General features: G+C 73.0%; 17 protein-coding genes. 9 read left to right on the top strand and 8 right to left on the bottom strand.

What is annotated here, in order from left to right:
• Window positions 1-75: 75 nt before the first annotated feature.
• On the bottom strand, window positions 76-444 hold the full coding sequence (locus tag BJ981_RS38495) for a chorismate mutase (RefSeq protein WP_239139767.1): 369 nt from the start codon (window positions 442-444) through the stop codon (window positions 76-78).
• 966 nt (window positions 445-1,410) lie between these two features.
• On the opposite strand from BJ981_RS38495, the gene BJ981_RS39365 reads away from it, so the two are divergent.
• The 3 genes from BJ981_RS39365 to BJ981_RS37565 all read left to right on the top strand — a co-directional run bounded on the left by BJ981_RS39365 (window position 1,411) and on the right by BJ981_RS37565 (window position 7,183).
• Entirely contained in the window at window positions 1,411-3,774 is a 2,364-nt protein-coding gene (locus tag BJ981_RS39365) for a serine/threonine-protein kinase (RefSeq protein ID WP_184614328.1), read from the top strand.
• A 138-nt stretch (window positions 3,775-3,912) separates the two neighbouring features.
• Window positions 3,913-5,622, top strand: coding sequence for a serine/threonine-protein kinase (locus tag BJ981_RS25105; protein WP_184614326.1), 1,710 nt, complete (start codon window positions 3,913-3,915; stop codon window positions 5,620-5,622).
• A 76-nt stretch (window positions 5,623-5,698) separates the two neighbouring features.
• Window positions 5,699-7,183 carry a serine/threonine-protein kinase gene (locus BJ981_RS37565; protein ID WP_204070739.1) on the top strand — a complete coding sequence of 495 codons (1,485 nt, stop codon included), beginning with the start codon at window positions 5,699-5,701 and terminating at the stop codon, window positions 7,181-7,183.
• Window position 7,184: 1 nt separating this feature from the next.
• Here the strand turns inward: BJ981_RS37565 and BJ981_RS25095 are convergent, their stop codons facing one another.
• The 4 genes from BJ981_RS25095 to BJ981_RS25080 form a co-directional block, all read right to left on the bottom strand.
• A complete protein-coding gene (locus tag BJ981_RS25095; protein ID WP_184614324.1) occupies window positions 7,185-8,114 on the bottom strand; it encodes an RluA family pseudouridine synthase in 930 nt (309 codons plus the stop codon).
• Window positions 8,107-8,769, bottom strand: coding sequence for a signal peptidase II (lspA, locus tag BJ981_RS25090; RefSeq protein ID WP_239139763.1), 663 nt, complete (start codon window positions 8,767-8,769; stop codon window positions 8,107-8,109). Before lspA ends, BJ981_RS25095 begins: the two co-directional genes overlap by 8 nt.
• Window positions 8,742-9,143 carry a TraR/DksA family transcriptional regulator gene (locus BJ981_RS25085; RefSeq protein ID WP_184616395.1) on the bottom strand — a complete coding sequence of 134 codons (402 nt, stop codon included), beginning with the start codon at window positions 9,141-9,143 and terminating at the stop codon, window positions 8,742-8,744. The genes lspA and BJ981_RS25085 overlap by 28 nt, the downstream gene beginning before the upstream one ends.
• Window positions 9,144-9,237: 94 nt before the next feature.
• Complete coding sequence (locus tag BJ981_RS25080) at window positions 9,238-9,507, bottom strand: DUF167 domain-containing protein (RefSeq protein ID WP_184614320.1); 270 nt, start codon at window positions 9,505-9,507, stop codon at window positions 9,238-9,240.
• A gap of 334 nt (window positions 9,508-9,841) precedes the next feature.
• Between BJ981_RS25080 and ileS the strand changes: the two genes are divergently transcribed.
• Both ileS and BJ981_RS25070 read left to right on the top strand, forming a co-directional pair.
• Window positions 9,842-13,006 carry an isoleucine--tRNA ligase gene (gene ileS, locus BJ981_RS25075; protein ID WP_184614319.1) on the top strand — a complete coding sequence of 1,055 codons (3,165 nt, stop codon included), beginning with the start codon at window positions 9,842-9,844 and terminating at the stop codon, window positions 13,004-13,006.
• Between the two features lie 405 nt (window positions 13,007-13,411).
• The gene (locus tag BJ981_RS25070; protein ID WP_204070738.1) at window positions 13,412-15,025 is read left to right on the top strand and encodes an alpha/beta fold hydrolase; all 1,614 of its coding nucleotides are present in this window, start codon (window positions 13,412-13,414) and stop codon (window positions 15,023-15,025) included.
• A gap of 180 nt (window positions 15,026-15,205) precedes the next feature.
• Here BJ981_RS25070 and BJ981_RS25065 read toward each other — a convergent pair whose 3' ends face one another.
• Window positions 15,206-15,622 carry a DUF6355 family natural product biosynthesis protein gene (locus BJ981_RS25065; protein WP_184614317.1) on the bottom strand — a complete coding sequence of 139 codons (417 nt, stop codon included), beginning with the start codon at window positions 15,620-15,622 and terminating at the stop codon, window positions 15,206-15,208.
• A gap of 290 nt (window positions 15,623-15,912) precedes the next feature.
• On the opposite strand from BJ981_RS25065, the gene BJ981_RS25060 reads away from it, so the two are divergent.
• The 4 genes from BJ981_RS25060 (at window position 15,913) to pntB (ending at window position 21,225) form a co-directional block, all read left to right on the top strand.
• The gene (locus BJ981_RS25060) at window positions 15,913-16,989 is read left to right on the top strand and encodes a hypothetical protein (protein WP_184614315.1); all 1,077 of its coding nucleotides are present in this window, start codon (window positions 15,913-15,915) and stop codon (window positions 16,987-16,989) included.
• A 95-nt stretch (window positions 16,990-17,084) separates the two neighbouring features.
• Window positions 17,085-18,044 carry a glycoside hydrolase family 43 protein gene (locus BJ981_RS25055; RefSeq protein ID WP_204070737.1) on the top strand — a complete coding sequence of 320 codons (960 nt, stop codon included), beginning with the start codon at window positions 17,085-17,087 and terminating at the stop codon, window positions 18,042-18,044.
• Window positions 18,045-18,263: 219 nt separating this feature from the next.
• On the top strand, window positions 18,264-19,799 hold the full coding sequence (locus BJ981_RS25050) for a Re/Si-specific NAD(P)(+) transhydrogenase subunit alpha (RefSeq protein ID WP_184614313.1): 1,536 nt from the start codon (window positions 18,264-18,266) through the stop codon (window positions 19,797-19,799).
• Window positions 19,800-19,803: 4 nt separating this feature from the next.
• Complete coding sequence (pntB, locus tag BJ981_RS25045) at window positions 19,804-21,225, top strand: Re/Si-specific NAD(P)(+) transhydrogenase subunit beta (RefSeq protein WP_184614311.1); 1,422 nt, start codon at window positions 19,804-19,806, stop codon at window positions 21,223-21,225.
• 108 nt (window positions 21,226-21,333) lie between these two features.
• Here the strand turns inward: pntB and BJ981_RS25040 are convergent, their stop codons facing one another.
• Window positions 21,334-21,747: a PPOX class F420-dependent oxidoreductase gene (locus BJ981_RS25040; protein WP_184614308.1), complete on the bottom strand. Its 414-nt coding sequence runs from the start codon at window positions 21,745-21,747 to the stop codon at window positions 21,334-21,336.
• Window positions 21,748-21,954: 207 nt separating this feature from the next.
• Window positions 21,955-23,472 (bottom strand): hypothetical protein, encoded by a 1,518-nt coding sequence (locus BJ981_RS25035; protein WP_184614306.1) that lies wholly within the window; start codon window positions 23,470-23,472, stop codon window positions 21,955-21,957.
• Between the last annotated feature and the right edge of the window lie 19 nt (window positions 23,473-23,491).

The raw sequence follows: 23,491 nt of genomic DNA, 5'->3' as shown, positions 1-23,491 counted from the left end.
CCCCTCGATCCGGTGCGGCGGATCAGAGCCTACGCCGTCGCGGCGGTCTCCCGGAGCACACGGGCCGCAGCAGTCTCAATCGTGATGCCGGCGTCCCGCGGCCGCCGCCCCCGGGCCGGGCGCGTGCTCCCCGTCATTGTCCCCTGGCGTCTCCTTGAGCTCTTCGGCGAGGTGGAGGCCGCTTTCGATCACCGCTTTCATGATCGGCGCGAGCCGCCGCTCGCCCAGGCGCGGCGCGCGCCGGGCCATCGCGGCGACGATCCGGCGCTCCCGCTCGGGGTCGCGACCGGCGAACCCTCCCACCGGCTTGAGGCGCTGGACGACGCCCGCCAGCGCGGCCCGCCGCTCGAGGAGCACCGCCAGCGCCGCGTCCGTCCTGTCGATCGCGTCCCGGGCCGCCGCGACGGTGGCGGGACGCTCGTCCCGCAGGAGCGCGCCGACCACGGTGACGGCCTCGCGGGCCGCCGCGACCTGGCCGGCGGGAGCGTCCTCGGCCAGCCAGAGCCCGTCCGCCCCGGCCGCGACCGCCGCGGCGGCGAGCCCCGCGCCGTCCCCGGCCGACGCCAGGACCGGCAGGCCGCCGCGCTCGCGCGCCGCCCGCGCGAGCCCCAGGTCCACCCCCTGGCCGGTGTCCTCGCACAGCACCACGCCGGGCGCCCCGGCGCAGCGGCCGGCGACCTCCAGCCACGCCGCCAGGGAGGCCCCCGGGGCACGGCGCACGATCATGGGAAGGCCCAGGCCCGCGGCGGCCCGCAGCCGCGCGGCGTCCTCGGTCCATTCCGTCCCGACCACCACGGCGTCGGCGTGCTCGGCCACGGCGGCCAGGTCGCCCGGCTCCGCGGGCTCGGCGAGCAGCGGGCCCTCCCACGAGGCGCGGGCCTTGGCCAGCACGGCGGGACGGTCGCCCGGGGTGACGCGCGCGAGGCTCAGCCGCAGGCCGTCGGGGCCGGGGCCCGTCCCCTGCGCTCCTCCGAGCACCACCGCGGGGCCGTCCCCCACGGTGAGGCTTCCGATGCGTACCACGCGCCTGCCCGGCTGCCCGGTCGATGACATGTCGGCTCCCTCGCTGGGCGCCGGCCGCGCGCTGACCGCGAGCCGGCGGGGTCTGAAATGACGAAAGGCAGAGACGCCATCGTCTCCGCCTGTGCCGGCTCCGGAAATGGTCGCTAGATCATGCCTCGGCGACCGGCCCCTCCCGGAACCGGCCTGGTAAACATGAAACAGCTAGTCACGGCTCCGAGGTTATCAGGACCTGGCCACCAGGTGGACACTCTTTCTCACATATCGGACTCTTCCGCCGGAGCCGCGTTTGCACGTGCGCACCGCTATGGGACGATTCACTCGCCTGAAAGGGGGTAGCGGCGGGTGATGTCGGAAGCACGGCCGGGTGGGCGGCGCCAGGGACGCCGCGTGGCCGGACGCTACCAGCTTGAGGAGCCGATCGGCCGTGGCGGCATGGGCGTGGTCTGGCGCGCCCACGACGAACTTCTGGACCGGGCCGTGGCGGTGAAGGAGGTCCGCTACCCCGGAGACCCGGACGACGACGAGGTGGCCGAGCTCAACCGCCGCACCTTGCGCGAGGCCCGCGCCGCCGGCCGCCTCAGCCATCCGAACGTCGTCGTGGTGCACGACGTCATCGAGGAGGGCGGCCGTCCCTGGATCGTCATGCAGCTCATCGAGAGCCGCTCGCTCGGCCAGGTGCTGCGCGAGGACGGGCCGCTGCCGGTCCGCATGGTGGCCGAGATCGGGCTGCAGGTCATGGAGGCCCTGCGCACCGCGCACGCCGCCGGGGTGCTGCACCGCGACGTCAAGCCCGAGAACGTCCTGCTCACCGATGACGGCCGCGTGGTGCTGACCGACTTCGGCATCGCCCGCATGGAGACCGACACGACGATGACCCGCACCGGGCTCGTCGGCACGCCCGCCTTCATCGCGCCCGAGCGCCTGCGCGGGTACCCGGCCCAGCGCGAGTCGGACCTGTGGTCGCTCGGCGCCACGCTGTACGCCGCCGTCGAGGGCCGCCCGCCCCACGACAAGGGCATGGCGATGGCGACCATGCACGCCGTGCTGACCGACGAGCCCGAGCCCGCGCCGCGCGCCGGACGGCTCGGCCCCGTGCTGCTCGGGCTGCTGGAGAAGAACCCCGAGCGCCGCCTCACGGCCGACCAGGCCGAGCGCCTGCTGCGCGCCATCGCCGAGGACCGTTCCGCCGCGCCGACGTCGAGCATGCGGACGATGCCCGCCACGCCGCGGCCCGTGCCCGAGACCAGCCCGCCGCGCCGGCGTCCCCGGCAGGACGTCCCTCCGCCGCCGCTCCCCCCGCAGGAGGGCGCGGGGGACGACGCCGCGCCCGCCGGCGAGCAGGACGCGGGGGGGCTGGACCGCATGCGCGCGCTCCGTCAGGCGCCCGGCCGGTCCGGGAAGGCCGCCCCCGCCGAGGCCGCCCCCAATGCCGCACAGGCGCCCGCCGAGGCTCCCCCGGCCTCCTCGAAGGCGGACGCGGCGGGCGGAAAGGGCGTCCGCGGCGCGGGTGACGGCGATGCGCCGTCCGCCGGCTCCGAGCAGGCCCCGCGCCCCGCCCCGTCCAAGCCGTCCGCCGAACCGGCGAGGCCCGCCAAGGCCGCTGCGGGCCTGGCCGCGGGGGCCGCTCCCCAGGCCGACGCCGCCTCCGAGGACGCCGCGCCGGCCGCGCCCGAGGACGCCGCGCCGTCCTTCGAGGAGGCCCGGCCCTCCCCGGGTTCCGCGCCGGTCACCGGGGCGGTCGCCGCTCCCGTTCAGCCGGTCACGCCCGAGGTCCCCGGCCAGGGCGGGGACCCGGCCCCGTACGGCGCGGAGTCGCGGGAGGCCCTGCGGCCGACGCGCGTGCCCCGGCCCGGCGGACGGTCCGTGGGCGAGACCCGTCCCGACACGCGCAGGCGTCCGTACGGGGACACGGGCACCGACAGGCCCGCGGCCGAGGACGCCCAGGGACCGGCCACGGCCGTGCGGTCCGGGGAGTCGTCGGCGTTCTCGGGTCTCTGGCAGAGCGCCCCCGCCCGGCAGGACGGGGACGACGGCCCGCCGAGGCGTCCGCTCCCGGTGGCGCGCATCGTCCTGGTCACCCTCCCGGTCGTGCTGATCGTCGCGGGCGTCGCCCTGTGGCTCGGCCTGCGCGAGGCGTCCGAGAGCCCCGACCCGTCGGAGTCCGGCAAGAACGCCACCCCCCCGGTCACGACGTCCTCTGCGGGCGCCTCGCCCACGCAGGCCTCCTCCTCGCCGCCGCCGTCCCCGTCGGCGTCGCCGAGCGAGAAGCCCAAGCCGTCGTCCACCCCGAAGCCGGACGAGATCGGCCCGGGGGACGTCCCGGAGGGCTGGCGCAAGCACAAGCACGGCGGGTTCTCCCTCGCGCTGCCGAAGGGCTGGCGCGTGGACGGCAGCGGCAACGGCGAGATCCGCTTCCGCGGGGACGCGCACACCTACCTGGAGGTGCACCACACCTCCAACCCCGAGTCCGACGCGCTGAAGACCTGGCGGCGGGACGTGCCGGGCATGAGCGGCAACTTCCCGGGCTACAGGCTGATCGCGATCCGGGAGGTCAAGGGCTTCTGGAAGACGGCGGCCGACTGGGAGTTCACCTTCGGCGACAGCCGGTTCCGGTCGCGCGTGATCGACCGCGGCTTCGTCACCGACAAGAACAACGGCTACGCGCTGCTCTACAAGACCCAGGACAAGGACTGGAAGAAGAGGAAGAAGCTCTTCGAGAAGCTCGCCGCGACCTTCAAGCCCGGCAAGTAGCGGGCACGCCGCCGGGCGGCCCGCGGGGTCTCAGACCGCGCCGACTCCGCCTCGACTCCGTCGGGTCGCGGGCGCCGGTCCCGTGCCCGGCGGTGTCGGGATATGGGACGATCAGTGCCGGGCGACGGGAGGGGTGCGGTGACGGCGGAGACGCAGCGCCGGATCGCCGGCAGGTACCGCCTGCTGGAGCAGATCGGCCGCGGCGGCATGGGCGTGGTCTGGCGCGCCCACGACGAACTGCTGGACCGCACCGTCGCGGTGAAGGAGGTCCTGCACCACGCGACGAGCGAGCAGGACCGCGCGGCCTTCAACCTGCGGACCGTCCGCGAGGCGCGGGCGGCCGGGCGGCTGGACCACCCGTCGGTGATCGTGGTGCACGACGTCATCGAGGAGGACGGCCGTCCCTGGATCGTCATGCAGCTCGTGCGGTCGCGCTCGCTCGGCCAGGTGCTGCGCGAGGACGGGGCGCTGCCCCCGCGCCGGGTGGCCGAGATCGGCGCCCAGGTGCTCGGCGCGCTGCGGGCCGCGCACGCCGCCGGGGTGCTGCACCGCGACGTCAAGCCGGAGAACGTGCTGATCACCGAGGCGGGCCGGGTCGTGCTGACCGATTTCGGCATCGCCACGATGCCGCAGGAGACGGCGCTGACCACGACCGGGAGCCTGTCGGGCACGCCGGCGTTCCTGCCGCCGGAGCGGCTGCGGGGCCTGCCCGCGGTCCCGGAGTCCGACCTGTGGTCCCTCGGGGCGACGCTGTACGCGGCGGTGGAGGGCCGTCCGCCGTTCGACCGGGGCGCGCCCGTGCCGACGATGGCGGCGGTGCTGAACGACGAGCCCGACCCGCCGCGGCGCGCCGGGCCGCTGGCCCCGGTGCTGGAGGGCCTGCTGCGCAAGGACCCCGCCCTGCGCGCGCCCGCCGCCTGGGCCGCCGAGGCGCTGGGCGGGGTGGCCGCGGGCGATCCCGCCGCGACGGGCCCGGCCGAGGGGTCGCGGCGGCCCGCGGCGACCTCGGAGCCCGTGATCCCGTGGGCGGCGCCCGGCCCGCACGGTCCGGCCGGACCCCAGGGGCCCTACGGTCCGCAGGGTTCCCACGGCCCCTATGGCCCGCACGGCGCGTACGGCCCCCACGGGTCCGGCGCCGGTTCGCCCAGGCGCAGGCGGGTGCGGCCGGGAGTGCTGGTGCTGGTGGGCGTGCCGCTGCTGGTCGCCCTCGGCGCGGCCGGGTGGTTCGGCTACGGCGTGCTGACCGACGGGCGGGTGACCGTCACGGTCTCCGAGGACGACCGCGGGACCGCCTCGGCCTTACTGCCCTCCCCGACGACGGGGGAACCGTCGCCGACGGCCTCCGCTAGCCCGTCGCCCACGGACCCGCCCACCCCCCTGGTGCCGTCGCCCGCGGCGACCGGTCTGCCGGACGGCTGGCGCACCCATGCCGACCCGCTGGGGTTCCGCATCGCGCTGCCCAAGGGCTGGCGTCCGGTGGACCGCGAGCCGACCCGCGTCTGGTTCCGCCCGAAGGGCTCGCAGAGCTACCTCCTGGTCGATCTGACCCCCTGGGGGGAGGACGACCCGCTGACGGCGCTGCGGACGGTCGAACGGCAGGCCCTGGGCCGGCAGAGGCTGCCCGGCTACCGGCTGCTGGCGCTGCGCGCGCTCACCATGAAGGGCCGGGAGGCGGCCGACTGGGAGTTCACCTGGCGGATGGACTCGGGCGTGGCGCACGTCCAGGACCGCGCCTTCTACGACGCCGACGGCCGCCAGGTCGCGGTCTACCTGCACACGGCCGAGAAGCGATGGGCAGCAGAGTCTGCCTATTTTGACACGTTTGCGACTAGTTTCCGACCATCCTGATTTTGCGGGCATGCCCCTTGGCATTTCGGGTAGCTCGGCCTGTATGCCGGAATCCTCCCAGGTCACAGACAGAGTCGTGGCAGGCAGGTACCGTCTGCTGGAGCACATCGGCCGCGGCGGTATGGGCACCGTCTGGCTGGCCCGAGACGAGATCCTCGGCCGCCAGATCGCCGTCAAGGAACTGATCGCGCCGCCGGAGCTCACCGGCCCCGAGCGCGAGATCTTCACCGCGCGCACCTTCAGGGAGGCCCGCGCGGCGGGCCGGGTGAGCCACGCGGGCGTCGCCACCGTGTACGACGTCTTCGAGGAGAACGGTCACCCGTGGATCGTCATGCAGTTCGTGCCCTCGGACACCCTGGGCGCGGTGGTCCGCGACCAGGGCCCGCTGCCGCCGGACCGCGTCGCCCGCATCGGCCTGGAGCTGCTCGGCGCGCTGCGCGCCGCCCACAAGGCCGGGGTGCTGCACCGTGACGTCAAGCCCGACAACGTCCTGCTGGACAAGCGGGACGGCCGCGCGGTGCTCACGGACTTCGGCATCGCGATGCTCGACGACGACTCCCCGGTGACGCGGACCGGCACGCTCATCGGCACGCCGGCGTTCATGGCGCCGGAGCGCGCGGAGGGCGGGCAGGCGACGCGGGCCTCCGACCTGTGGTCGCTGGGCGTCACCCTCTACGTGGCGGTGGAGGGCCGCTCGCCCTTCCAGCGCGGCAACCCCTTGGCCACGCTGGGCGCGGTCATGCACGATCCGCCCGCGCCGATGCGCCGGGCCGGCGCGCTGGCCCCGGTCCTCGCCGGGCTGCTGCGCAAGGACCCGGCGCAGAGGCTCACGGCGGCGGAGGCCGAGCGGAGCCTGCGCATGGTGGCCGAGGGCCTCCAGCCCGAGCCCACCGCGCCCGCCGCCGTGCCGGTCCCGGCCCCCCGGCGTCCGGAGAACAGCGGTCCCGTCCCCGTCGCCGCGCCCGTCGCCGCCCCGCAGCCCTCCCCCGTGCCGCCGCGGCGGCCCGCAGGAGGGCGTGGCATGGCGGTCGCGGGCCTGACCTCGCTCATCCTGTCGGTGGGCCTGGTCGCGGGCGGGCTGGCGTGGGTGCTGGCCCGCACGCAGCACACCGCCCAGACCCCCACGGTGTCCCCCACGGTGCGGGTGACGGTGTCGGTGACGCCCACCGCGGAGCCCTCCACGGCCGAGCCGGTGACCAGGCGCTCCTCCGGCGGCGGCACCACGCCGCGGCGGTACGAGCCGCCGTCCTCGCAGCCGAGCCGCTCCACCCCGCAGCCCACCGAGCAGAAGTCCGGCAAGCCCGATAAGACCGACAAGCCGGACAAGAAGGATCGGCCGAGCCCTTCCCCCAAGCCGACGGGCTCCAACGGCGGCAAGAAGAACGACGGGGAAGGCGAGAACAACACCGTGCCCCCGGCGGACGGCCCGGACTCCTCCCAGGACGACCCCGGAGGCGCCCAGGACGACCCGGGCGCCCGCAACGGCGACGACGCGACGACCGACGGCGTCCAGACCGACGGTCACGCCGTCCTGCAGGGCGACCCCGCCACGAAGGTGTGACTCAGGACTCCTCGCGCGCGATCTCCAGCGCGCGGGCCAGGTCGGCGGGGTAGTCGCTGGTGAACGAGACCCACTCGCCGCCGACGGGATGCTCGAAGCCCAGCGACACGGCGTGCAGCCACTGGCGGGTCACCCCGAGCCGCGCCGCGAGCGTCGGGTCGGCTCCGTAGGCGAGGTCCCCCACGCAGGGGTGCCGGGTGGCGGCCATGTGCACTCGGATCTGGTGGGTGCGCCCGGTCTCCAGCTTGATGTCCAGCAGCGAGGCGGCGCGGAACGCCTCGATCGTGTCGTAGTGGGTGACGGACGGCTTGCCGCCCGCGACGACCGCGAACCTGCCGTCCCCGGCCGGGTGGCGGTCGATGGGGGCGTCCACGGTGCCGCGCAGGGGGTCCGGATGGCCCTGGACCAGCGCGTGGTAGCGCTTGTCGACCGTGCGCTCCTTGAAGGCCCGCTTCAGCCGCGAGTAGGCGACCTCGCTCTTGGCGACCGCCATGACGCCGGTCGTGTTGGCGTCCAGGCGGTGAACGATGCCCTGGCGCTCGGCGGCGCCGCTGGTGGCGACCTTGTGGCCCGCGCCGAGCAGGCCGCCGAGCACGGTCGGGCCGGTCCACCCGACGGTCGGGTGCGCGGCCACGCCGATCGGCTTGTCGATCACCACGATGTCGTCGTCCTCGTAGAGGACGCGCATGCCGGGCACCGGCTCGGCCACGGGCGCGGGCGCGGTGGGCGGCGGCGGGATCACGACGTCGAGCCACGCGCCGGCGTGCACGCGGTCGGACTTGGCGGCGGGCGCGCCGTCGACCTGGACGTCGCCCGCGGAGATCAGCTCGGCGGCGCGGGTGCGCGAGAAGCCGAACAGGCGGGCCAGCGCGGCGTCGAGGCGCTCGCCCTCCAGCCCGTCGGGCACCGGGAGACTCCGCTGCTCAGGCACCGGCCTCACCGTCCCGCTCCGAGGCCCGCTCCGAGGGCTTGCCGCCCTCCTGCCCGGCGGACCCGGCGGACGCCGCGGGCTCGTCTCCGGCGCGGGTGCCGTCGAGCTGGTGCCCGCGCCAGGCGAGCAGCACGGCGAGGATGCCGCCGCAGACGATCCCGGAGTCGGCGACGTTGAAGACCGGGAAGTGGCCGGGGAACGTCTCGATCCAGTCGACGACGTGCCCCTGGAAGGGGGCGGGGTAGCGGAAGACGCGGTCGGTCAGGTTGCCGAGCGCGCCGCCGAGGAGCAGGCCGAGGGTGATCGCCCAGGGGAGGCTGCGCAGCCGGCGGGCCGTGCGCAGGATCGCGACCACCACGCCCGCGGCGATGACCGTCAGGATGATCGTCATGCCCGTGCCGGCGCCGATGCTGAACGCCGCCCCGGAGTTGCGGATCACGCGCAGTTGCAGCAGATCGCCGATCAGGCGCAGCGGCTCCTCGCCCTCCAGCTCGGCGACCACGATGGTCTTGCTGATCAGGTCCAGGGCGTAGACGACGACCGCGACGACGGCGAGCCACGCCAGGCGCCGGGCACGCGCGGGCCCCTGGCCGCCGGGGGGGCGGCCCGTGGCGTCCGGCGTCGCGTTCAGCGGCGCTCCTCCCGCTGCTTGCACGACACGCACAGCGTCGCCCTCGGGAACGCCTGAAGGCGTTCCTTGCCGATCGGCTTGTGGCACGATTCGCACACTCCGTAGGTTCCCGCGTCTATGCGGGCGACCGCCCGCTCGTTCTGCGCGATGAGGTCGCGCGCATTCAGGGTAAGGGCGATCTCACGTTCCCGCTCATAGGTCTTGGCGCCGGCGTCCGCCTGGTCGTCCCCGGCGCTGTCGCTGATGTCCCCCGAAGCGATCTGCGACTCGGCCTTGGCGACCTCGGCGGTGAGCTCCTCGATCTCCCCCTGGAGGCGGTGCTTGACCTCGGCCAGCTCCTGGGTGGTCCAGGCGGCGTCGCCGCCCGTCTCTGTGGCGGTCTTGGCCGCCCGCGTCATGCCCGCCATGAAGGTCTCCTCGCCGATGGACCAGATGAACAGTGCGGGAAGCATAGGTCGGCCATTTCGGAAGAACAAACGACGCGCCGACCGTTTACGCCATCCGTAACGCCCTGGCCCTTTCGGTCAATTCCTGGTCGTTGCCGAGGATCTCCACGACCTTATCCCTGCTTGTCGCTCCGCTTACCAGGAGGACGTCCGCACGGCGCACGCCGAAGGCCGCGGCCACCGCGCGCAGGGCCGCCTCGGTGGCCCTGCCGTCGACCGCGCGGGCGTTCACCCGCACCACGACGGCCTGGTCACCGTACGCCCCGCCGACGCCCTCGCGCGCCGAGCCCGGCCGTACTCTGATCGCGAGCCTCATAAACGTGTCGGTCCTCTCGCCCGGGTGGGATATCGTTTTAGTTTGCAAGGCGTTGATGGGACGAGTACCTCCGAGCCCACCTCGCAGGAGCGACCCGGGGACGGTGCGAGCCCGGGGCGAGAGCCGGAGGGAATATCACCCGGAGCCGCCGGAAGAACGGCCGAGGCCGGGCCCAGCCCGCCGGCGGCCCAGTAGAACCGGCAGCGGCAGACAAGAGTGGGCCTCTTTTCGGGAGATTCTCTCGGAGGGGGTCAAGGAGGGTGGTACCGCGGGGCCTCCGGCCTCGTCCCTCCACGCCATGGAGAAACAGCTCGCGTGGAGGTCCACCCCTACGATGTCACCTTCCTCACCGTACTTCCGGCCGCTCCCGCCGCAGGCCGACCTGCCCGCCTTCGAGGCCGAGGTGCTCGACCGCTGGCGTGACGGCAAGGTGTTCGAGCGCTCCCTGGAGCAGAACGCCGGCGGGCCGTCCTGGGTCTTCTTCGAAGGGCCGCCCACCGCCAACGGCATGCCCGGCGTCCACCACGTCGAGGCCCGCGTCTTCAAGGACGTCTTCCCCCGCTACAAGTCGATGCGCGGGTTCCACGTCGGGCGCAAGGCCGGGTGGGACTGCCACGGCCTGCCCGTCGAGGTCGCCGTCGAGCGCGAGCTCGGCCTGTCCGGCAAGCCGGAGATCGAGGCGTACGGCATCGCCGAGTTCAACGCCCGCTGCCGGGAGTCGGTGGAGCGCCACGTCGACGCCTTCGAGGCCATGACCGAGCGCATGGGCTACTGGGTCGACATGTCCCAGGCCTACCGCACCATGGACCCCTCCTACGTCCAGGCCGTGTGGTGGTCGCTGAAGGTCATCTGGGACAAGGGCCTGCTGTTCCGCGACTTCCGCATCACGCCGTACTGCCCGCGCTGCGGCACGGGGCTGTCCGACCACGAGCTGGGCCAGCCCGGCGGGTACGAGAACGTCTCCAGCCCCTCGGTGTACGTGCGCATGCCCGTCACCTCCGGCCGGTTCCAGGGCGCCGACCTGCTCATCTGGACCACCACGCCGTGGACGCTCGTGTCCAACACCGCCGTCGCCGTCCACCCCGAGGTGACCTACGTCGTCGCGTCCCGGGAGGGCGAGAAGCCGGTCATCGTCGCCGAGCCGCTGGTGGACGCCGCCCTCGGCGACGGCTGGACGGTCACCGAGCGCGTGCCCGGCACCGAGCTGGAGCACACGCCGTACTCCCGGCCGTTCGACCTGGTCGACATCCCCGGCGCCCACTACGTCGTCCTCGCCGACTACGTCACCGTCGAGGACGGCACCGGGCTGGTCCACCAGGCCCCCGCGTTCGGCGCCGACGACATGACCACCTGCAAGAGGTACGGCCTGCCGGTGGTCAACCCGATCGGCCCCGACGGGCGCTTCCTGCCCACCGTCCCGCAGGTCGGCGGCAAGTTCTTCAAGGACGCCGACGAGGGCCTGACCGAGGACCTGCGGGCGCGCGGCCTGCTGCTGCGCGGCTCGCACTTCGAGCACGCCTACCCGCACTGCTGGCGCTGCCACACCGCGCTGCTGTACTACGCGCTCCCCTCCTGGTACATCCGCACCACCGCCGTCAAGGACCGCCTGCTGGAGGAGAACGCCCGCACCAACTGGTTCCCCTCCACGATCAAGGAGGGCCGGTACGGCGAGTGGCTGCGCAACAACGTCGACTGGGCGCTGTCCCGGTCGCGGTACTGGGGCACGCCGCTGCCGCTGTGGGTGTGCACGGCCGACGAGTCCCACGTCACCTGCGTCGGCTCGCTGAAGGAGCTCGGCGAGCACGCCGGGCGCGACCTGTCCGCCCTGGACCCGCACCGGCCGTTCGTGGACGACGTCGTCCTGCCCTGCCCGGACTGCGGCGCCGAGGCGCGCCGGGTGCCCGACGTCATCGACGCCTGGTACGACTCGGGGTCCATGCCGTTCGCGCAGTGGGGCGCCCCGCACATCAACCAGGAGACGTTCGCGCAGGCCTACCCCGGCCAGTTCATCTGCGAGGCGCTGGACCAGACGCGCGGCTGGTTCTACTCGCTGATGGCCGTCGGCACGCTGGTGTTCGACCGGTCCTCCTACGAGAACGTGCTGTGCCTCGGCCTGATCCTCGCCGAGGACGGCCGCAAGATGAGCAAGCACCTCGGCAACGTGCTGGAGCCGATCCCGCTGATGGACCAGCACGGCGCCGACGCGCTGCGCTGGTTCATGGCGACCTCCGGCTCCCCGTGGGCGCCGCGCCGCGTCGGCCACGCCGCGCTGGAGGAGATCGTCAGGAAGGTCCTGCTGACCTACTGGAACACGACCTCCTTCTTCACGCTGTACGCCGGCGCGGAGTCCTGGTCGCCGTCCGACCTCGCCGCCGCCCCGGCGTACGCCGACCGGCCGCTGATCGACCGGTGGGCGCTGGCCGAGCTCAACCGCACGGTGGCCGAGGTCACCGAGGCCATGGAGTCCTTCGACACCACCCGGGCCGGGCGGCGGCTCACCGAGTTCCTCGACGACCTGTCCAACTGGTACGTCCGCAGGTCCCGCCGCCGTTTCTGGTCCGGCGACACCTCCGCGTTCGCCACCCTGTACGAGTCGCTGGAGGTCGTCACCCGGCTGCTCGCCCCGCTGGTGCCGTTCCTGACCGACTACCTGTGGGACGTGCTGCGCGCGCCCGACGCGCCCTCCTCGGTCCACCTGGCCACCTGGCCCGAGGTGAACCGCGAGCTGCTCGACCCGGAGCTGTCGGAGCGGATGGCGCTGGTGCGGCGGCTCGTCGAGCTGGGCAGGTCCGCGCGGGCCGGCAGCGGCGTCAGGACCCGCCAGCCGCTAGCGCGCGCCCTCGTCGCCAGCCCCGGCTGGGCGTCGCTCCCCGGCTCGCTGCGCGAGCTCATCGCCGACGAGCTGAACGTCCAGACCCTGGAGGACCTGTCCTCCTACTCGTCCGACCTGGTGTCCTTCACGGTCAAGCCCAACTTCCGCGCCCTCGGCAAGAAGTTCGGCAGCGGCACCAAGGACGTCGCGGCGGCCGTGACCGCGGCCGACCCGGCCGAGCTGGCGGCCGTGATCCGGGGCGGCGGGACGGCGACGCTCACCGTGCACGGCGAGGAGGTCACGCTCGGCGCCGACGACGTCATCGTCACCGAGCAGCCGAAGGCCGGCTGGGCGGTCGAGAACGGCGCCGCCGGTTCTGGCGGCGGCGAGACCGTCGCCCTGGACCTGACCGTCACGCCCGAACTGCTGCGTGCCGGGCTGATCCGCGAGGTGATCCGGCTGGTCCAGGACGCCCGCAAGTCCACCGGCCTGTCCATCACCGACCGCATCACCCTGTGGTGGACGGCCTCGGGCGACCTGGCCGAGGCCCTGCGCGCCGACGGCGCCAAGGTCGCGGACGAGGTCCTCGCCACGACGATGACCGAGGGCACCCCCGACGCCGCCCTCCCCGCCCACCACGACCCCGACCTCGGCCTCGGCTTCCACCTGTCCCGCGCGTCGTCCTGACCCCGGCATAAGGCGCCCGCCGGCGCCGCACAAAGAAAGGGCCCCGGAACCACTCCGGGGCCCTTTCTCATGCCCTGATCCCACGAGACCACAAACCGGGCCGTGCCTTTCTCCGCGACCGCCCCGCCGGGCCGTACAAGAAGATCACTGATCGCCCCAGGGAGGCTCGCGTGCCGCGAGAACGGAAACCTCACACGCCGGACGACCACGCGAAACCGACAGGCCGGCGCCGGCGATCGCCGAAGCCTCACACGCGGTGGCCGTGACACCGAACCGGAACCGGGTTCCAGCCGGTTATGCGAAGAATATCCTGTCTACGTAATTTTACTATGGTCAGGGAATATCGATCGGCGGACAATCTCGGGCGTCGAAGACTTCGACATGCGCCCCGTGATTGGAGACCGCGTGCGTAGAACCCTTCTGTCACTCATGGCCGTCCTGGCGGCCACCGTCGCGTTATCCCCGCTCGCACCCGCGGGGGCCACACCCACGGCGCCCGCCGCCGCGTCCGGTGAGATCGCCTGGACGCCGTGCCCGCGCAACCCCGCCGCCGACTGCGGCACGCTCACCGTGCCGGTGGACTGGAAGGATCCCGGCGGGCCGACGTTCGAGCTCGCCGTGGCCAGGCTCAAGGCCACCGACCCCGCGGCCAGGATCGGCACGCTGCTGTTCAACCTCGGCGGACCCGGCGTCTCCGGGGTCACCTACACGCAGTTCGGGAACACCTTCACCCCCGAGGTGCAACGCCGGTTCGACGTCGTGGGCTTCGACCCCCGCGGCGTGGAGGGCAGCAGCCCCGTCCTGTGCTCGGATCACATCATGCGCCAGATGCCCGACACGCTCATCAAGAACCAGGCGGAGTTCGACTCCTGGCTCGACTACAGCAGGCGGCTCCGCGCCGACTGCCGCGCCCGGACCGGGCCGGTGTTCGACCACATCGACAGCGTCAGCGTGGCCCGGGACATGGACGCGATCCGCGCCGCGCTCGGCGAGCAGAAGATCACCTACTACGGCCTCTCCTACGGCACGCTGATCGGCCAGATGTACGCCGAGCTGTTCCCCCGGCGGGTCCGCGCCCTCGTCCTGGACAGCAATGTCGACCACAGCCTGAGCTCCGGCCCCTACCTCGCCTCCTGGGCCGCGAACGTCCAGGACTCCTTCAACGAGTTCGTGAAGTGGTGCGGCACCGAGACCCGGTGCGCACTGCACGGCAAGGACGTACGCGCGCTCTGGACCGGCCTGCTGGAGCGCGCCGACCGCGGCGAGCTCCGCAACCCGAGCGCCCCCGGCAGGCTGCTCACCAGAATGGACGTGATCCGCTCCGCCTTCCGGGCGGGCTACGGACCCACCTGGTACGAACTCGCCACCCTGCTCACCGCCCTCGACGCGGGCTCGCGTCCACCCGCCTCGACGGCCACCCTCATGGACACGACGACCGGCACCCAGACAGACCAGACGGCGACCGGCGATCCGAACACGGACCCGCGCGAGGCGATGGCCGACAATCCGCCGTGGACCTACCCGAACCTGATCTTCTGCGCGGACTTCCGCTGGCCGATCCGCGACTACAAGGAGTACGCCAAGCACCTCCGTCGCGCCGATGCCGTCGCGCCGGACATGGGGATCGTCCCGACCAGCCTGACGCTCACCGGCATATGCCTGTCCTCGCCGGACCCGATCCCGAACCCCCAGCACCGCCTGAGGGTGAAGGGCACACCGCCCCTGCTGCTCGCCAACGCCCTGCATGACCCGGCCACCGGCTACCTCTGGGCTCTGGACGCCGCCGCCCAGATCGGCAAGGAGGCCCACCTGCTCACCTACGAGGGCTGGGGCCACGGCGTCTACCAACGCAGCGCCTGCACCACGACCACGATCGATCGCTACCTGATCTCGGTGCGGCCCCCCTCCCCCGGCACCCGCTGCCCCGCCGTACCCCCGGCGCCTCCCAAGAGCGCCCTGTCCGACGCCCGGCCCGCGCCATGGCCGCCGCTCCCGGACCTGCTCCCGCCTGGCCGCTGACCCGCCGGCACATCCGGGATTCCGCCATCCGAAGTCGGCCGCACGCCGTCGAGAAGGGCTCCGGACAAGTCCGGAGCCCTTGACTTTGTAGATCAATTAGCGGTGCTCCGATGCCGGCGTCGCGGGAACGCCGCTCGTCGTCACCGGTGGGCCGTCGCCGGAGGTGCGGTGGCGGGCGGGCTAGCAGCCGCCCTGGTTGTACACCCGGAAGACGTTGTTCCAGCGGCCGAGGTGCTTCACGGCGCCTGGGGGGACGCAGTACGTCTGGTTGGAGCTCCAGATGTAGGTGACGTAGATCTTCTCGGCGGCAGCGGAGCAGTTGCGGTACTGGGCGGCGTCCTCGTCGCGGTACAGGCCGCAGGCGGCGGCCCTGCCGGAGGTGAGGTGGCCGGTCGCGGCCGTGGCGGCCGTGCCGGCGGCGGGCAGGCCGGTGCCGATGGACAGGGCCAGGGTCAGCGCGGCCCATCGCGCCGCGCCGGTCCTGCCGACGTGGCGCGACGTGTCCGTCCCGCTCGCGTGACGCGCCGCGCTCGTCCCGCTCGTGTGGCCTGCCGCGTTGGTCTTGCTCATGTGGCGTGCCCTGGTGGTCTTGCTCATGTGGGATCTCCCCTCGCGTGTCCCCGCCGGGGCGGTCTCCTTCGGGTGACCGTCGGCCGGCGCTTCGTCGTCGTGGTGCGCCGTTCGGGTCTCGGCCGGTCACCACGCTCGAACGTCAGCCAAGCCGGGCCGTCCAGGTGTCCAACAGGGCTTCGGACGGACTCGTCCGAACCGGTCCACCACGCGCCCACGGCCGGACAGCGGAGGGTAATCGTTTGTACACTGTCGGACACGACGAGGGTGGGGTGGGCCGGATGGCCCGGTTCGGACGAGGACGGGCCTGAGGAGCGATGAGCACGGACCCGGGTGGCGGCAGGGCGCGCCGGACGGCCGGCGAGGCGTACGACGCCGCGGTCGACCAGGTGACCCGCCACGAGGAGCTGGTCAGGCTTCTGGCCGAGGAGTTCGCGCGCGCCGACGTGTCGCTGCGGGAGCTGCAGACCCGGGCCGACAAGGCGGGCGGCACCCGGCTGCCCCGTGCCACCTGCTCGGACATGCTCGCGGGGCGGCGCTTTCCCAAGAAGGCGGTGATGGTGGCGTTCCTGCGCGCGTGCCGCGTGCCCGAGGAGCGGCTTCCCGCCTGGGAACGGGCCTGGGAACGGGTCCGGATCGCCCACCTGCCCGCCGCCTATAGAACTGACCGGACGTTCCACCTCAGCGGAGGTGTCGAGTCCGCCACGGCCACGCCGGAACGGGCCCCGACCGAACCGGTCCAAGCGGAGCCGCCCCAGACCGAACCTGCCCACATGGGACCGAATCCGACCGAATCGGAGCGGGCGAAACCGGCCCGGGCGCGGCCCGCCCGCTTTCGTGGCGTGCTGCGCCGAAGGCTCCTGCCGGTGCTGGCCGTGGTGGGCGCACTGGTGATCATTGTCGCGGGGGCCGTCGTGTGGAAGGCGCTGAACGGGGTCACCGACGACGGGCGGGCGTTCGGGCCCGGCGGTTCGAGCCGGTTCACCGTCAAGATCGATCCGGCGAACGACGGGGTGCGGCTGATCCGCCGCCTGGACGCCAACGTCCCCTGGCAGCGCGCCGCCATCAGCGTGGACGGCGTCCGGGCGCGTGAATGGAAGCCGTTGCGCGGCGGCACCTACGGATGGCTGGACCAGAGCGTCGACATCCCGGCGGCGCTGACCACGGGCCGGAGCTCGCTCACCGTGACCAACACGTTCGTGTCCTCCGTCTGGGATTTCAACGAGTTCTTCTACCTCGTCCAGCAGAAGATCAACGGAGCCTGGTCGACCGCCGACAGCCTCGACGTCGGCGACCCCCGCAGCGAGGCCGCCCACGGCTACCGCATCACCGGCGAGACCTTCCACGGCACCCGGACCTTCGACTATCCCCCCTCGGCCCGACATATCGGCTGACCGTCCCCCAGAGCGACATCCCGTCACCTGCCCGTACGCCCGCGGCACCGACCCCTCGTGCCGTCGGCACCCCTGCGTACCCAGAGGAGATAGCGATGCGATCGTCCCGTCGCCCCATGCTGCCGGCCACCGCCCTGACCGCGGCCATCCTGCCCGCCGTGCTCGTTCCCGCCGCGGCCACCGTGCCGCCCGCGGCGACGGTGCGTCCCGTGGCCGTCATCACCGCCGACTTCCCCGATCCCGACGTGGTCCGCGCCGGGTCCACGCTGTACGCCTACTCCACCAGCAGCCCGGCGGGGACGGTTCCGGTCGCGAGCGCGCCGTCCGCCACCGGGCCGTGGACCATGCGCGGCGACGCCCTGCCCGGCAAGCCCTCCTGGGCGGGCGAGGGAGGCTTCTGGGCGCCCGACGTGTCGCGGCGCGCGGACGGGCGGTATCTCATGTACTTCACCGCGCCCAGCGCCGCGGCCGGGCGGATGTGCGTCGGCGCTGCCCTCTCCCCCGGCCCGCTCGGCCCGTTCCGGCCGCTGGGCGACGGCCCGCTCGTGTGCGACGCCGCCGAGGGCGGCGACATCGACCCCGCGAGCTTCGTCGACGCCGACGGGAAGAGGTACCTGCTCTACAAGAACGACGGGAACGCGCTGACCCCTCCCGCCCCCTCGGTCATCTGGCTTCAGGAGGTGCGGGCCGACGGCGTGACCCTCGCCGGCCCGCGCCGGGAGCTGATCCGCAACGACCGTCCCGACGAGCAGGGCGTGATCGAGGCGCCGGTCCTGGTCAGGCGCCCCGACCGGTACGTGCTCATCTACGCGGGCGGTTCCTACACCGGCGACCGCTACTTCACCGGCTACGCCACCTCCGCCACGCTCACCGGCCCGTTCGCCAAGGCGGGGCGGCCGCTGATGACGACCGGCAGCCTCGGCGGCGCGGTCCAGGGCCCCGGCGGCGCGGACGTGCTCGGTGAGCGCGTCTTCTTCCACGGCTGGGCGGGCAAGGCGCGGTGGATGTACACGGCAGGGCTGGGCTGGGTGAACGGCCACCCGGTCCTGCGGTGAGGCCGGTCCCGGCACGGGACCCTCACCTTGGGGTCGTGAGCGGCCCGCGGCTGAGAGGCGTGGGGGCGCGCCCCCGGCGACAGACGCCCGGCGGTCCCTTCGATAACCATTCACACAGAGCGGATTCGATCTAGTAGTCGTATTCTTGCAGATTTGGCACACTTTGTTCAGCTTGACGATCTCGACCCGCTTCGCCGAGCCGGACAGTGGAGGTCAGCGATGATCATCGGTGTGCTCAGGGAGTCGCCTCCGGGCGAGGCTCGCGTGGCGGCGACGCCCGCGAGCGTTGTGGAACTGGTCAAGCTGGGTTATGAGGTGGTGGTGGAGCCGGGCGCCGGTCTGGCCGCCTCGTTCTCCGACGACGCGTACCTGAAGGCCGGGGCCGCGATCGGAGACGCGCTGGCGGCCGACATCGTGTTCTCGATCAACCCGCCTCCGGTCGAGCGCCTGGACCGGCTGTCCAGAGGCGCCATGTTGATCAGCATGCTGAACCCGCGTCTCAACCCGGGCATGGTCGAGGACCTTTCCCGGCGGCCCATCACGGCGCTCTCGATGGACGCCGTGCCGCGGATCTCGCGGGCGCAGTCGCTGGACGTCTTGTCATCGATGGCCAACATCGCCGGTTACCGTGCGGTCGTGGAGGCCGCGCATGTGTTCGGGCGGTTCTTCACCGGCCAGGTGACCGCGGCGGGCAAGGTCCCCCCGGCCAAGGTGCTCGTGGCGGGAGCGGGCGTCGCGGGCCTGGCGGCGATCGGTACCGCCGGCAACCTGGGCGCGATCGTGCGGGCGACGGACCCGCGGCCGGAGGTGGCCGATCAGGTCAGGTCGCTGGGCGGCGAGTATCTGGCCATCGACACGGCGGACGTGGAGGTGTCCGCGACCGGCTACGCCAAGGAGATGTCGGACGACTACAACCAGCGCGCCGCCCGGCTGTACGCCCAGCAGGCGACGGACGTCGACATCATCATCACCACGGCCCTCATCCCCGGAAAGCCGGCGCCGCGCCTGATCACCGCCGAGATGGTGGCGAGCATGAGACCGGGCAGCGTGATCGTCGACATGGCCGCGGCCAACGGCGGAAACGTCGAGGGCACCGTCCCGGGCGAGGCGGTGGTCACCGGCAACGGAGTGACGATCATCGGCTACACCGATCTGGTGGGGCGTCTGCCGGCGCAGGCGTCGCAGTTGCACGGCACCAACCTGGTGAACCTGATGAAGCTGATGACACCGGCCAAGGACGGCCGGTGCGTGCTGGATTTCGAGGACGTCGTCCAACGCTCGATCACCGTCGTCCGCGACGGCGAGCTGACCTGGCCGCCTCCGCCGGTGGCGGTGTCCGCGGCGCCCGCGGCGACGAAGCCCTCCGCCGCTCCTTCGACGACCGCCCCGGCCGGACCGCAGGAGAAACGGCCGGCCTTGGGGCGATGGCGGTGGGCGCTGGTCGGGGCCGCGGCGCTCTTCGCGGTCACGGCGCTGGCGCCGGCCGCCCTTCGGGGACATCTCACGATCTTCGCGCTGGCGATCGTCATCGGCTACTACGTGATCGGGCACGTGCACCACGCTCTGCACACACCGCTGATGTCGGTGACCAACGCGATCTCGGGGATCATCGTCGTCGGCGCCCTGCTGCAACTCGGGCACGGCGGCAACGTCGTGACCGCGTTGGCGTTCGTGGCGATCCTGGTCGCCAGCATCAACGTCTTCGGCGGCTTCGCGGTGACCCGCCGCATGCTCGCCATGTTCTCCAGGAGTTGATCCGGTGACCATCGAAACGGTGGCGCAGGCGGCGTACATCGTCGCCGCCCTGCTCTTCATCCTGGCGCTGGCCGGTCTGTCCAAGCACGAGACCGCCAAGGCGGGCAACGCCTTCGGCGTCGCCGGCATGGCCCTGGCGCTGGCGGCGACCACCGCGCTCGCGGTGAATCACGACATCAGCGGCCCCGGCTTGGCCCTGCTGATCGTGGCGGTGCTCATCGGCGCCGCGATCGGGCTGCACCGGGCGCGCAGGGTCGAGATGACCAGCATGCCGGAGCTGATCGCGCTGCTGCACAGCCTGGTGGGTCTCGCCGCCGTGCTCGTCGGCTGGAACGGGTACCTCCACGTGGAGGCCGACCCGGGCGGCGCCGAGGCCGGCCTGCTGCTCGCCCAGCACATGCTCGGCATCCACAGCGCCGAGGTCTTCATCGGCGTGTTCATCGGCGCCGTGACCTTCACCGGCTCGATCGTGGCCTACCTGAAGCTGTCCGCCCGGATCAAGTCCAACCCCCTGATGCTGCCGGGCAAGAACGTACTCAACCTCGGGGCGCTCGCCGCGTTCGGCGTTCTCACGGCGTGGTTCGTGATCGAGCCGGGACTCTGGCCGCTGATCGTCGTCACCGCGATCGCCCTGCTGCTGGGCTGGCACCTGGTCGCCTCCATCGGCGGGGGCGACATGCCGGTGGTCGTGTCGATGCTCAACAGCTACTCCGGCTGGGCCGCCGCCGCCTCGGGTTTCCTGCTCGAGAACGATCTGCTCATCGTCACCGGCGCGCTCGTCGGCTCCTCGGGCGCCTACCTGTCCTACATCATGTGCAAGGCGATGAACCGGTCCTTCATCTCCGTGATCATCGGCGGGTTCGGCATCGAGGCCGGGACACCCGCCGAGGACACCCAGTACGGCAAGCACCGCGAGGTCACGGCCGAGGACGTCGCGAAGTTGCTCACCACGGCCGACTCCGTCGTCATCACCCCCGGGTACGGCATGGCGGTCGCCCAGGCGCAGCACGGCGTCGCCGAACTCACCCGCAAACTGCGGGAGAAGGGCGTCAACGTCCGCTTCGGCATCCATCCCGTGGCGGGACGCCTCCCCGGCCACATGAACGTGCTGCTCGCCGAGGCCAGGGTGCCCTACGACATCGTCCTGGAGATGGACGAGATCAACGACGATTTCGCGGACACCTCGGTCGTCCTGGTCATCGGGGCCAACGACACGGTCAATCCCGCGGCCATGGAGGACCCGGGCAGCCCCATCGCCGGCATGCCCGTCCTCAAGGTGTGGGAGGCCGACAACGTGATCGTGTTCAAGCGCTCGATGGCCTCCGGCTACGCGGGCGTGCAGAACCCGCTGTTCTTCCGGGAGAACAGCGCGATGCTCTTCGGCGACGCGAAGGCCCGGGTGGAGGACATCCTCCGCGTTCTGTGACCTTCGTGGCCCGGCCGCACACGGGAGACCGCCCGGGCCGTCCTTTCACCCGGGCTCCCGGGACCCTTTGCCGGTCCCGGGAGCCCGTTGTCGTGACGCGCGGCGGGGCTAGTCCTGGTCGGCCTGGGGCCAGCCCCAGCTGTGCCAGCTGTCGATCTCGATCCAGCCGGTGATCCGCGGCCGCTCGCGGTTCGGGTACGGCTCGCCGGTGTAGTGGACGGACACCCGGTCGATGTCCTTCATGTCCGGGTCGTCCTCCAGTGACACCACGCGCCCCTGCAGGCTGATGTGGCGGTACCAGCTGTCGGAGTCCAGCACCGTCAGCGAGACCCGGGGATCGGCGCGCAGGTGGTCGAGACGCTTACGACCCGCGTCCATGTTGACCAGCACCTTCCCGTCCTCCCACAGGTACCAGGTGGCCACGGAGACGGGCGCGCCGTCCGGGCGCACGGTGCTGATGACGCAGGGATTCGGGCGGGCGAGAGCCGTGAGGAGATGGTCGGGCAGGGCCGCGGTGGACATGAACGGAAGCCTCTCTCGATAGGGGGACGGATCTACCACCCTAGAGTCGTGCGCGGCGGCCACTGCGAGCAGGTGCCGGGATGGGCGTTCCGCCGCCGCGACCGACCGATCTCCCGCGCCTCCCCCCTGGAGCGCCACGCTTCGCGACGCTCCGTATGCGCGGGACGACGGCGTTCGCAGGTCATCCGGCCACCGCGGCCGCGACGTTCAGGCGTAGTCGCAGACCGAGCAGTGGCTGAGGCCCTTGGACTCGGCTTCGGACTCCGTCATCGATTCGAGGGTGTCGGGGTCCGAACCCTGGATCAGCGGGCAGGCCGAGCTGTGGTAGCGGCGGGTGCCGGGGATGACCTTCACTGTTCCGGAGCCCTTCTCCTGAGCCGTCTCGGAGTCCTGGGACGCCTTACGGTCCTGAGCGGCCTTCGGCTTCTCGGCGCCGTCCTCGGAGCGCGCGGGCGCGCGGCCGGCGACGCTCTCGTCCTGCGCCTTCTCCGGCTCGGACTTCGCCTCGACCGGTCGCGCGGCCACGACGACGATCGGGTCGTCGTCCTCGTCCTCCTTGGCGGAGGGCTCGGGGCCGGCGGGGTCCGGGCGCTGGAAGGCGTTGAACGGGCTGGACGCCTCGGGGACCACCGGCGCGTTGAAGGAGATCACCGGCCGCGCGGGCCGGGACGGAGCCTCGGCGGGCGTCGGCCGCGGGGGCGTGGGCTTGGAGGGGGCGGGCTCGGCGGGAGCGTCCGCGGCCGGGCGCGGGGGGACGGAAGGCGGCCGTACGGGACGGGTTTCCTCGGAGCGGTACTCGCCGGAGGACTCCGCGCGCGACGCGACGGGGCGGTCGGCCGGCGGAGGCGTGGCGGGGCGGTCGGCGGACGAGGGCGCCGCGGGGCGGCCGGCGGGGGCGGACGCCGCGGCCTTGGGGGTGTCCACGGAGGAGATGACGACCGGGTCCGCGGCCGGGGGGATGACGATGGGGTTCGCGACCGGCGGGCGCGGGGCCTCCAGAGACGGACGGGGCCCTTCCAGCGACGGAACGGAGGAGGACGGCGACGTCTGTGAGGAGGTCTCCAGCGACGGCCTGGAGGAGGACCGCGTCGGCCGCTCGACCGTGGCCGACCACTGCGGCGTGTCCAGGGAGACGACCGGTTCGGCCTTCAGAGGGGCGTTGACGGGCTGGGCGCCGTCGGGCAGGCAGGTGGTGCAGGGAGAGAAGCCCTCCTCGCGGGCCTCCTCGTAGGTGAGCTCCTCGGTCTGGCGGCCGGAGAGCTGGCGGCACCCGGCCTGGTGGAACCGCTTGCGCCCGGGGACGACGAAGACGATCGCGTCGGGAGCGAGCCTGCCACTCGCCCCCGCGACCGTCGCGGTCGCGGGAAACGCGGGCGGCGCGGCCAGGGTGGCCGTGGGATGCGCCATCTGGGGTGTGGCCATGGGGCGGGCCACGGGGGAGGCGGGCCCTCGCGGCGGGGCCGCTGAGGAGGCCACCGCCCCGGGTCGGGCCATCAGGCCATCGGCGACGCCCGCTCCGGCCGGGGGCATGTGCGGCGTCGCCGCCGGCACGCCGCCGGAGGGGAAGAGCTCATGGCGTCGCAGCAGGGCGCCGATCATCAGGAAGACCGCGGACAGCACGCTGACCACGATCGACCACATGACCAGGACCGCTGTTCCGGTCACAACGCCCGCGACCAGGAGGCCGAAGGCGAGCACGACCAGAATGGCGCTGAGGTAGATCACAGATACTCCCGGTCACGGG

It is taken from the genome of Sphaerisporangium krabiense (assembly GCF_014200435.1).
In the GTDB taxonomy this organism is placed as follows: domain Bacteria; phylum Actinomycetota; class Actinomycetes; order Streptosporangiales; family Streptosporangiaceae; genus Sphaerisporangium; species Sphaerisporangium krabiense.
The sequence above is the reverse complement of the archived record's forward strand: the minus strand, read 5'-3'. Positions and strand labels throughout refer to the sequence as shown.

Coding starts and splice junctions, on each gene's coding strand:
- BJ981_RS25080 (WP_184614320.1), bottom strand. CDS start 9,507: ATGAGGCTCGCGATCAGAGTACGGCCGGGCTCGGCGCGCGAGGGCGTC.
- BJ981_RS25040 (WP_184614308.1), bottom strand. CDS start 21,747: ATGTCCACCGCGGCCCTGCCCGACCATCTCCTCACGGCTCTCGCCCGC.
- BJ981_RS25050 (WP_184614313.1), top strand. CDS start 18,264: ATGATCATCGGTGTGCTCAGGGAGTCGCCTCCGGGCGAGGCTCGCGTG.
- BJ981_RS25065 (WP_184614317.1), bottom strand. CDS start 15,622: ATGAGCAAGACCACCAGGGCACGCCACATGAGCAAGACCAACGCGGCA.
- BJ981_RS25085 (WP_184616395.1), bottom strand. CDS start 9,143: ATGACGCGGGCGGCCAAGACCGCCACAGAGACGGGCGGCGACGCCGCC.
- BJ981_RS25060 (WP_184614315.1), top strand. CDS start 15,913: ATGAGCACGGACCCGGGTGGCGGCAGGGCGCGCCGGACGGCCGGCGAG.
- BJ981_RS25055 (WP_204070737.1), top strand. CDS start 17,085: ATGCGATCGTCCCGTCGCCCCATGCTGCCGGCCACCGCCCTGACCGCG.
- ileS (WP_184614319.1), top strand. CDS start 9,842: ATGTCACCTTCCTCACCGTACTTCCGGCCGCTCCCGCCGCAGGCCGAC.